Annotated in this window: 11 protein-coding genes; 3 read left to right on the plus strand and 8 right to left on the minus strand. The window is 65.8% G+C overall.

The window, feature by feature from the left end; genetic code table 11:
* From Van01_RS32355 to Van01_RS32370, 5 genes are all read right to left on the minus strand, one after another.
* A partial coding sequence (locus Van01_RS32355) for an HEXXH motif domain-containing protein (RefSeq protein ID WP_204015727.1) occupies positions 1–1,840 on the minus strand: 1,840 nt, incomplete at its 3' end.
* 2 nt (positions 1,841–1,842) lie between these two features.
* Positions 1,843–3,024, minus strand: coding sequence for an FxsB family cyclophane-forming radical SAM/SPASM peptide maturase (locus Van01_RS32360; protein ID WP_204015729.1), 1,182 nt, complete (start codon positions 3,022–3,024; stop codon positions 1,843–1,845).
* Positions 3,025–3,319: 295 nt separating this feature from the next.
* Entirely contained in the window at positions 3,320–3,502 is a 183-nt protein-coding gene (locus Van01_RS33995) for an FxSxx-COOH-like cyclophane-containing RiPP peptide (protein ID WP_505745414.1), read from the minus strand.
* A gap of 288 nt (positions 3,503–3,790) precedes the next feature.
* The gene (locus Van01_RS32365; protein ID WP_204015731.1) at positions 3,791–4,336 is read right to left on the minus strand and encodes a peptidase inhibitor family I36 protein; all 546 of its coding nucleotides are present in this window, start codon (positions 4,334–4,336) and stop codon (positions 3,791–3,793) included.
* Between the two features lie 73 nt (positions 4,337–4,409).
* A complete protein-coding gene (locus Van01_RS32370) occupies positions 4,410–4,787 on the minus strand; it encodes a YybH family protein (protein WP_204015733.1) in 378 nt (125 codons plus the stop codon).
* A gap of 647 nt (positions 4,788–5,434) precedes the next feature.
* Between Van01_RS32370 and Van01_RS32375 the strand changes: the two genes are divergently transcribed.
* On the plus strand, positions 5,435–6,079 hold the full coding sequence (locus Van01_RS32375) for a GNAT family N-acetyltransferase (protein WP_239093033.1): 645 nt from the start codon (positions 5,435–5,437) through the stop codon (positions 6,077–6,079).
* 212 nt (positions 6,080–6,291) lie between these two features.
* On the opposite strand, the gene Van01_RS32380 is transcribed toward Van01_RS32375, so the two are convergent.
* Complete coding sequence (locus Van01_RS32380; protein ID WP_204015737.1) at positions 6,292–7,185, minus strand: NAD(P)-dependent oxidoreductase; 894 nt, start codon at positions 7,183–7,185, stop codon at positions 6,292–6,294.
* A gap of 59 nt (positions 7,186–7,244) precedes the next feature.
* Between Van01_RS32380 and Van01_RS32385 the strand changes: the two genes are divergently transcribed.
* On the plus strand, positions 7,245–7,649 hold the full coding sequence (locus Van01_RS32385; RefSeq protein WP_204015739.1) for a MerR family transcriptional regulator: 405 nt from the start codon (positions 7,245–7,247) through the stop codon (positions 7,647–7,649).
* A 205-nt stretch (positions 7,650–7,854) separates the two neighbouring features.
* Here the strand turns inward: Van01_RS32385 and Van01_RS33375 are convergent, their stop codons facing one another.
* Both Van01_RS33375 and Van01_RS33380 read right to left on the minus strand, forming a co-directional pair.
* Positions 7,855–8,367, minus strand: a complete 513-nt coding sequence (locus Van01_RS33375) for an ATP-grasp domain-containing protein (protein ID WP_239099437.1) — start codon at positions 8,365–8,367, stop codon at positions 7,855–7,857.
* Positions 8,288–8,704: a hypothetical protein gene (locus Van01_RS33380; protein WP_239099438.1), complete on the minus strand. Its 417-nt coding sequence runs from the start codon at positions 8,702–8,704 to the stop codon at positions 8,288–8,290. The genes Van01_RS33375 and Van01_RS33380 overlap by 80 nt, the downstream gene beginning before the upstream one ends.
* A gap of 390 nt (positions 8,705–9,094) precedes the next feature.
* Between Van01_RS33380 and Van01_RS32395 the strand changes: the two genes are divergently transcribed.
* On the plus strand, positions 9,095–9,518 hold a 424-nt coding region (locus Van01_RS32395; protein ID WP_239099439.1), incomplete at its 3' end, for an IS110 family transposase.

A 9,518-nucleotide genomic window follows, 5' to 3' on the forward strand; every position in this document is an offset into this window, starting at 1 on the left:
ATTGTCCTGAGCATCGCCTGTTCCCGACTCTGACTCGATGAGCTCCTTGCTGCCCCGTGCCGCCCGCGCCGAGCCATTCGGCCAAGGCGGACGGCCGAGGCGGGTTGCCTCCGGCTTGAACGATGGCCCGGTGCACGGCGAAGACGATCTCGGGGCTATCTCGGAATATGCATGTTGCCGGATCAGCCACCGCCTGGTGCGCGACGGCCAACCCCGCCCAGTGGGTCCGCCTCGCGGGTTCCGCCGCTATCTGTTCCTCGTAAAGTTCGACGACGAGACGGTGCGGCTGCCCTTTCACCAGCGCAACGTCGGCAGGGCCAGCTGAACTCGGGCCCAGCGGCGCAACGATGTCCGTGGCTGACCTGCCCATCTCCCTCAGGATCAAGTCCATACGCACACTTAGTTCCGTGTCGTCGGCGGCGATGGCGCGGACCTGCACGTCGATCGAGTCAGTATCGAGGGAACAGGGCCTATCGTTGAGCCATGCATTTGCGAGCTTCCTGACCGCCCTGGCGTCAGGCCGCGCGTTCTCGAGACGCCACAGCATCTGATGATCCAGTACTGCAATCTCGGCGAGCCGACGGACCGGCTCGGGGACCTCGCTTTCGAGCCATCGGCTCGAGTGTGCACCCATCGCGCGGACGAATTCGACGCCGTGTTCGGTCAGTCGCCCTGAGGCGAGCAGCATCCGTACCGCCCGGGCGACCTGAACCCGCCAACGCGCGAACTCAAAGTCGGCGAACATACGCCGAGAACCGTCGAGCAGACGCCGCTGACGGTCCCAGAAGTCGGTGACCCCGATGTATGCGTAGGCGCCTTGCAGGATTCCGGTGAGCGGACGAGGATCCGGGCGCCACGGCGAGTATGACAGGTCGGGCACCTTGTGATGCAAGGGAACCAGGTCCATGACGGCGTACAGCTTTGAGTGCTGGAACTCGTGGATGAGCGTGTCCGCCATCGTGGCGCCGTTCCTCGGCAGACTCATCGCGACGCTGCCAAACCCGTGCTGCGCGGTCACACTGCCACTGCTTCCCGGGGCCGGGTTCACCGGCACGATAGCGACCATGCCAGCGGCGAGCGAATCGGCCCGATCAGGATGGTCACGCGCCAACAGCCTCCACGCCTGCTCGAAGGTGCTCTGCCACTGGGAGAACTCGGCACGCGGGACTCGCGTCGCCAAGGGCTTACCCAGGCCATCGCGACCCGGGTCAAGATCCTCAAGCTCCACCTCGATGTGCCGGCCGTCGGCCGCGGCCGTGAGCCGTCGTACCGGCGACCAGGTGGGTATGTCCCGCTCGAGGTCGTCCGGAAGAGCTACCACGGTACGCCTTGCGATGATCACGACCCTGCCGCGGACGCCACGGACCACGGCCTGTCCGGCACCATGCTCACTACCGATGCGCGCCAGCCCCAGCGTGGGAAGGTAGACGCGTCCTCGCCAGAGCGGCACCGTCATCTCGAACGACTGGCCGGCCCGGATCGCCGCCGCCGCAGCGAGCGCGGCGACTCGACCGAGATCCACGGACAGGGGCATGGCATGATCGGCCGTACGTTGCAGACGGGCCAGGCACCGCACGGCCCACAACCCCGTGTGGGGATGACCGACGAGCGCGGCATACTCGGCTTTCGGTGCTGCAGCGAGTGCCTCGATCCCTTCCTCGAGCAGCTGACGTTCCTCGGGCGTGACACCACAGATCGCCGCAAGTCGTGCCACAGCGACAAGCATCGTGGTGTGCTTGCTCAAGCGACTCGCGCGGAGCCGGCCAACCGTCTCCGGCCCACCCCCACCATCCGCCAGGCTGTTGAATTCGTCCTTCGACAGGGTGTGGAAAGCAACCATGATCAGACGTTCTCCCTCAGCCCGTGGACATCCCTGGCCAGTCGATCACGGACATGAGTGATGATCCGTTGCAGGTCGAGGCAGTAGACCGACGGATTACGGAAGCCTGACCCTTCGCGGTAACGATGGGGGTAGTAACCACCTCCGCAGACGCTGACGAGAGGGCATTGCTGACAGATCTCGCCGAGCGAAACCACCCCCTGCTGTCGCGCGACGATGTCGGGGTGGTTCAGCAGAGCATCGAACGGATGTCGAAACACGTCATAGCCGGTGGCGGCCGCGCCGTCGAAGGTCGACTTCAGCGAGTCAACCTGCTCCAACGAGCCGTCCGTGCTGACGACGATCATCCTGGCCGGACTCAGGCCGATGCCCTCGACGTTACTCGCACCTCCGAGCAGCAGGTTCATCAGCTCCTCGAACAGAACGACCCTGGTCTCCTTCCTTGGCGCCCCATACCACCGATCGAAGATCGCAGCCAGCCAGTCACCGTACGGATGCCCTGTAGGCGCAACTTTCTCGATTCGTGGGGAAGTCCAGTTCCGGTGGGGCAACAGGAAGTTGATAGACGGGGGCGCGAACTTGAGCAGGTCCTCGTACACCTGAACGGGGTTGTTCGCGAGATCAATCGTGCACAACAGGCCGCCGAAGAGAGCTCTGTCGGGTCCACCCATCAGCCGGACCAGGTTCGCCGCCACTCCGGCGAAGCTGCCCCGTCCGTCCCGATACTGACGATGCCGATCGTTGGCCGACGTGCCGCCGTCGAGGCTGACACCGACACTGATGCGGTGGCGGCGCAGGGTGGCCACCATGCGTTCGTCGAGCAGAAGCCCGTTGGTCTGGACACTGAGGTTCACGACTGTGCCGCGCGCCGCCGCTCGTACGGCCCGTGCGGCGTAGTCGATGAGTGCCGGGCCAGCCAGAAGTGGCTCACCACCGTGAAAAACCACGTCGACCTGCTTTAGACCATGGGCTTGCACGTGTTCGCCGATGCGCAGTGCGGTGCGGTCCACCGTTCGCGATGTCATCGTCGTAGGTTGCTGCCGCCAGGTCTGGTCGGACAGTTCGTAGATGTAGCAGTAATCGCACGCCAGGTTGCAACGGCTGCTGAGCTTCAGGATGAACTCCTGGAACGGCAGGGACCGTTGAGCAGCGCCGACGCCATGATCAGCAGTATCGACAGACATCTGATTTTCCCTCAGGTGATGGGCCAACGGAAGGTCGTCGATTGGTGTATGGCCAGCGCGCTCGTGCGGGCCAGTAGGGCGCCCGGCTAACCGGCCTACGCCCTGAACGGCGGGGCGATGCGAACAGTCGCGCGTAGAGTGCGTTCGAGTTGGCCATGCCCGCTGCGCTGGCCCCAGACGACGGCCGGCCGCGTCGTCGGCCTGCCTGGATACCACATTGGTATCCAGGCAACCTCCGCCTTGCCGAACGCCGCCTGGGACTCGGCTCGCTACGGGCGAGCCTCCTCGCACACGCTTAGATGCCGCCAATACACCTGTTCTGGAAGGCTGCCGCAACGTCACTCGGCTCAACTGCCTCCTTTGCGGCCCGGAGGACCGCAGCCGTCAGAGCCGAGTCATCAGACGATCGAAGACGATCCAGCGGAATGCCCGCCAGGTCAATGATGGCGGAATCGATCTCTTCTCGTGCCTCTACCATAAGAATCCTCCTCCTGGAATGAGCTAACGCGGGCGTGTATCGACAGAATCGTGCCTATTCTTGTCACCGTAGGCGCTCGTGCTTCAGTCGCCCTTAGTGCGGCGTCACGGGGCAGTCCGCCTGCCGCCTACCGGCCTGCGGGTCGCCCGCATTCTCCTTGCCGTCGATGCCGTCGATGCCGTCGGGCTGGGACGCTCGTCGACTGTGTAGGGAATCGGAGCTTGACGCCCCCATGGGCCGTACTGCCAGGTGCGGAACGAACCTCGAGCCGGCGTCGCCGGGTCGGCTCTAACAAACGGTGATCCCGTTTACGTAGTAAACCTGAACCGGAGCAAGCGGCTGATTGTCTGGTGCCCAGGAGGTGTACGAATGCCACCAGTCCCCGCCGGTCACATCGAAGAAGAGAGTCGTCGTCCCAGGCGTCTGGTTGTTGCGGTAGGAGCGGATACGGTCGTTCCAGCCGTGAACAGATCCGATGTTGACGAACCCGCAATGGTAGAGCCGCAAGGAGGATCCGTTGTAGTAGGTGCTGTCCCACAGGCAGAGCCACCCGTACGCGCATTCGCCGCAGCCCTGCGTCCCCTGCTTGCTTGTCGTGTCTTCCGCGCAGTAGACGGTCTCGGCGATCACGCCGTTCTCGAGGCGGATCCGGTTGTCTCCGATCCGCTTCGCCCCCGGATTGACCTTGATCAAAGCCTCGATGTCGGCATCGGCTTGGGGCGACGCCTGTCCGGACGGCGCTGATGAAGCCGCTGTCGGGGCGATCACGAGCGCCACGGCCATCGCGATGAAGACAGCGAGTAATCGGCCGAAGGCTTTGCTGGAGAGAATCATTGCCGCAACGTATCGAGGAGCTGCTTCACCCGGACGACATGCCGCATTCACGTGCACCATCGCCATTGGCCGCCTACGACCGACTGGTGTTCTGGTCGGCGACCACCAGCCATCGGCCGTCGACCAGTGCGTAGGTCAGTGCGAAGTAAGCCTGGGTGTCCGACACGGTCCGCCCGTCGGCGTCGACCGTAACGAACCGGTACTCGACGAGCGCCCATCCGGTACTGCCAGTCGTCATGACCCGCCGTACGGTGCGCGTCTGCGTCCAACTGTCGTCGTCGAACATCTCCCGGTGCAGCCCGACCACGGCTGGCTTACCGTCAAGCACCCGGCCGTCCGGCAGGATCAGCACCACCTCGTCGGCGAGCGTCGCGGCATAGCCGTCGATGTCCTTGTGCTGCAGGGCGGACAGGTGCTCCTCGAGCGCCTCATGAAGCCCGTTCTCCGGCATCGGAGCCTCCCTTTCACGATGATCACATATTGCTGGGTCACAGCTCGCTAATGATCAAGTAGTGTGCCGCACCCTACCTGACGCCTTCGCCGCACGAGACCGCCGAGATCGGAAGAATGGCATCTATGCGCCTTCAATCTCGTTTCGGCGACCACCGGGCCTGCCGCACCTGCCGGGCTGCACGATCAGCCGGAAACGGCGGCGGACGTTCGCCGAGCAGGTCCCCGGGCTGACCCGGCCGGCGCGTCGGCAATCTCCACCGCCCCAAGCGATACAACCGCCAACTCCAACGCGTCGTCTACACATCAGCGCTGATCAGAATCCAGCTCAGCCCTGCCTCAAAGTCGTTCTACGACGTGCTCTGGGCGATGTTGCGCGACGGCCGTGCCTACGAAGAAGAACAACCCCTCGCCGTCCCCGCCACTTGACCAAACAGCATTGAGAATCATGCGGAGCCGACAGCCGCGAGGCTGTCGTTATCGTCGTCACCTGGCAGTTGCCGTAACCCTCGGACCAACGCCGTGCGAAGCGCCCCGCACGAACACAGCATCGACTGTTCGGCGGATACACGCTCGACCGAAGGGGCCATGAGTTGATGGCTCTGCTGGATGGTGAAAGTGAGAGCGCTTCCAGGGAAGAGTGGCTTAGTGCTCACACTTCGCCCTTACCGGTCGGCCGACTGCACCGACATCCGCGATATCTGCATCCGCACCGCCTACGCTGGCGAGGACGCCCGCCCCCACTACGCAGAGCCCGACCTGCTGCCCGAGATCTTCGCCGTTCCGTACGTTCACTTCGAGCCGGAACTCGCCTTCATCGTCGCCGATACCGACGATCGTGCAGTCGGTTATGTGCTCGGAACCGCCGATACCGAGAGGTTCGTCCGATTGTTCCGCGACGAGTGGCTACCCAGCATCGCCGGCCGCTACCCGCCGTTAGGCAGCGAGCGGCAGCCGCAGACCTCCGACGACGTGATGCGGCACCTACTGCACACGCCCGAGCGCATGCTCGTGCCAGACCTCGCGGATTATCCGGCGCATCTGCATATCGACTTGCTACCGCCCTACCAGCGTGCAGGTTACGGCCGGCGACTCATCGCTGCCTTCATCGAGGCGTTGGCTAAAGCCGGAGTCCCGGCCGTCCATCTTGGAATGGTCACCGAGAACGCCGCCGCCAGGGCCTTTTACGACCGGCTCGGTTTCCATGTGATCAACGTGCCGGACCCGGGGCCGCTCACCTACCTTGGCATGCGGATACCGGCCAACCCTCGTACTGTACAAGCTGGCTCATGAGCGGCCCTGCAACCTCTGGGGATGGTGCCGGGGCCGCGTCCGGATTGGAGCTGTCTGGGCTCGATCTCGGTTTCAGTTGTCGTCGGCCGGGGTGAACGCTGCGGCGTGGTCGCGGACGAAGTCGGCGATGTCGCGTGGGAGGTGGCCGAGAAAGTCGGCGATTGCAGCGGTGGTGAAGTCTCCCCAGCCGGAGACGTACGCCTGCGTGTGACTTACGACTGCTTTCGCAAGAGTTCGAACACGCTTGCGAAGCTGTCGGTGCCGTGTCCGTCTGCTACCCGCTGACCGAGGAGGGCTTGTAACGGCGCGTGTATGTCCGTGCTGACGCCGCGGCTGTGGCTGACATGGGCGAGTTTGGCGACCGCGACCTGGTTGATGGCGACCGGGGAGACACCGGTTGTGTAGTCGCGGGACTCCGCTTCGTCCGCCAGTTCGGACATGAACGCGATCATGCCGTGCAGCCACCGGGTGGCCAGCGGAAGGAACGCCGATGGTGCGACGTCGGCCGTGTCCAGTAGCGCCGCACCGTGCAGGAAGCCGGTCAGGGCCGCGTAGCCGCTGCAGAGCAGCGCCAGGTCCCACAGCTCTGCCGCCGCGGCGTCAGTGCCGAGGTAGTAGCTGGTTGCCAGGACGTCCAGCACGTCGCGGTGCGTCTCGAACGCTGCGGCGGACCCGCTGTAGAGGAAGAACGCGTCGGGTGATGCCACGGTCTGCGGTACGGCCATCATCGCGCCGTCGAGATAGTCGGCGCCGTGCCCGGCGGCCCAGGCGGCCACGGCCTGCGCCTCGTCCGGTGTACCGGTGGTGAGGTTGACGAGGGCGCGGCCCCGTATCTCGGCCACGCTGCCGTCGAGCACTTCGTGTACACCGTCGTAGTCGCCCACACAGACGATCACGAGTGGGCTTGCCGCGATGGCGTCGCTAACGCTGTCGGCACGGAGGGCGCCCTTGCCGACGAGGGTGTCAGCCTTCCCCGTGGTGCGGTTCCAGACAGTGGTCCGGTACCCGGCGGACAGGAGCGCCTCCGCCAACGCTCGGCCCATCTGACCGAGACCGAGAACAGTGATGTGGGACCGGTCGCCGTGAGTTGCTTGCTGAGCTGCCATGCCGGCTAACGTAGACATTCACGTTGACGTGAGAGTCCACCCGCGGTGGGGGAGGTCACATGCGCATCGGCGAACTCGCCCGGCGGACCGGAATCAGCGAACGGGCGCTGCGCTACTACGAGGAACAACAGCTCCTACGACCGGAACGGCGCCGCAGCGGGTACCGCGAGTACGCGGAGGGCGACGTCCGGACGGTGCGTAACATCCGCACGCTGCTGGCCGCGGGCCTGAGCACCTACACAATCGCCGAGGTGCTTCCCTGCATGACCGACGACGGTGACGCGCTGGTGCCCGCATGCCCCGAGCTGACCACCGTGCTGAGCCAGGACCGGGACCGCCTCACCACGGCTATCGACGACCTGCTCGCCGCCCGCGACATCCTGGACGCCATCATCGCTGCCGGCCGCTCCGAAACAGCCCAGCCTGCCAGCGATCCGGCCCTGACAGCGGCACCTGCGGGCTGACCGATCCAGGCCCGCAATTCGCCGGTGCTGCCGACGGTACCCAGGGCCGGTGACCATCGGCTCCGCGCCACCATCGGCCTTGCGATCAACAGGCAAAGCCGTACCGCTCATCACAGTTCGGCCCGGACAGTGATGGGGCGCCCACCGGCCAACGCGCACGACGCGGCAGGTCAGGATGCCCCGATCTGGGATGCACATCCGGCAGTCAGATGGTGCCGGCGAGCAGTGCGGTGATCAGTGTGCTGGGGTCGGTGGTGGCCGGGCGGTCACTGACCTGGCCGTCGCCGATCTCGATGATCCGCCAGACGCCGTCGGCGCGCAGGGCGAAATCGACTGTGATCAACGGCAGGCCGAGTGCGGCGATGACCGGTGTGACCGCGTCCAGGTCCAGGTTGTGGGGTGGGACGTCGTTCGGGGTGTCCGGGTGAGCGCTGACCAGGGCGCAGACGCCGTTGACCCACCAGGTACGCGCCTCGACGGAGGTGAACCGCTCATAGCGGCGTAGGACGAACCCGCCGACGAAATCGTCTTCACGCAGGTGCCGCAGGCGGCTTGCCACCTTCCACGCCGCCTCGCTATCGGCGAGGTCGGGGATGAACGCCGCCTCGTGCCAGTGGTGCTTCATCGACTTGGTGTAGTCACGCAGGACGGCCGGACCGGTGCTCAACTCGACGCGTACCCGATCGAAGTCGGCGCGCAGGTCGCTCCTGGTCCACATCGACGTGGGGGTGTGCCGCCAGCGCGGCGTACCAGCCGGGCAGTTCGTGGGCGCGCTGGTACTGCTCGGGTGAGGTTCGCAGTGTCACGCCGCGCCGGGCCAGCGCCTCGGCGAAGGCCGCGTACTGTTCGCTGCGCAGCATCCAGCCGCGGTAGACCGCCTCACCCCCGGCGGGCACCAACTCCACCGCCTGATCCGCACGCCCTGGCATGGTCAGGGCGTCGTGGTCGACCACCGCCACGTCGAGCCCGGCATCACCAGCGGCGACCGCCTCCGCCCTGAAGTGCTCGTCGGGACGGCGCGGTCGCAGTGGATCGGCGGGAACCAGCAGCATCACGCCCGTATCGTGCCCGACCCGGCCAGCAACCTCCACGCCATATTCCACCCGCATCGCGCACGGAGAGCGGCAGATCAGGCCGTGCCCACTCGTTGAGCTGCCAACTCCCGGTCGGCGGCTACTTATCTACTGGTGGTACGACCGCAGCCCGGCCAGGCTTGGTCGAGGTGACCGGTGGGGTCGCTCTCTTCGCGGCTGCCCACCGCTGTTTGGTGTGGCTCTCATCTGGCGTGCGTCCTGCCGGTCACCGCGGCGGTGAGAGGCTCGAGAGGGGACTGCCCGGCTCAAGGTAGCGCTGCCCTCCCGTCGACGTTTTATCGTCGGATCGAGGGAGGACAACGATGGCCCAGGTCATCATCGGCGTGGACCCGCACAAGCGTTCTCGCCACCATGGAAATCATCAATGCCAGGGAGAAGACGCTCGGGCAGGGCCGGTTCGGCACTGACCGCGATGGCTACCAGGCCATGCTCGCCGCCGGCCGCAGGCACAAGGACCGCCTGTGGGCGGTCGAGGGCTGCAACGGCATCGGCCGACACGTCGCCCAGCGCCTGGTCGCTGACGGCGAAACCGTTGTGGACGTTCCCGCGAAGCTGTCCGCCCGGGCCCGGGTGTTCGCCACCGGTCAGGGACGCAAGACCGACCCGGTCGACGCCCGCAGCGTTGCTGTGGTCGCCCTGCGCACCGAAGGCCTGCGGCAGGTCGTCACCGACGACACCACCGTCGCGTTACGGCTGCTGGTCGACCGCCGTGACCAACTCGGCCGCGCCCGCACCGACGTGGTCTGCCGGCTGCACCAGCTGCTACTCGAACTAA

Origin of the sequence: Micromonospora andamanensis, from assembly GCF_016863495.1 — a bacterium.
Classification (GTDB): Bacteria; Actinomycetota; Actinomycetes; order Mycobacteriales; family Micromonosporaceae; genus Micromonospora; species Micromonospora andamanensis.

What these genes read in the sequence shown, in the direction of transcription:
- Van01_RS32370 (WP_204015733.1), bottom strand. Translation starts at nt 4,787, where the DNA reads ATGCCGGAGAACGGGCTTCATGAGGCGCTCGAGGAGCACCTGTCCGCC.
- Van01_RS32380 (WP_204015737.1), bottom strand. Translation starts at nt 7,185, where the DNA reads ATGGCAGCTCAGCAAGCAACTCACGGCGACCGGTCCCACATCACTGTT.
- Van01_RS32385 (WP_204015739.1), top strand. Translation starts at nt 7,245, where the DNA reads ATGCGCATCGGCGAACTCGCCCGGCGGACCGGAATCAGCGAACGGGCG.
- Van01_RS32360 (WP_204015729.1), bottom strand. Translation starts at nt 3,024, where the DNA reads ATGTCTGTCGATACTGCTGATCATGGCGTCGGCGCTGCTCAACGGTCC.
- Van01_RS33995 (WP_505745414.1), bottom strand. Translation starts at nt 3,502, where the DNA reads ATGGTAGAGGCACGAGAAGAGATCGATTCCGCCATCATTGACCTGGCG.
- Van01_RS32365 (WP_204015731.1), bottom strand. Translation starts at nt 4,336, where the DNA reads ATGATTCTCTCCAGCAAAGCCTTCGGCCGATTACTCGCTGTCTTCATC.
- Van01_RS33375 (WP_239099437.1), bottom strand. Translation starts at nt 8,367, where the DNA reads ATGTGGACCAGGAGCGACCTGCGCGCCGACTTCGATCGGGTACGCGTC.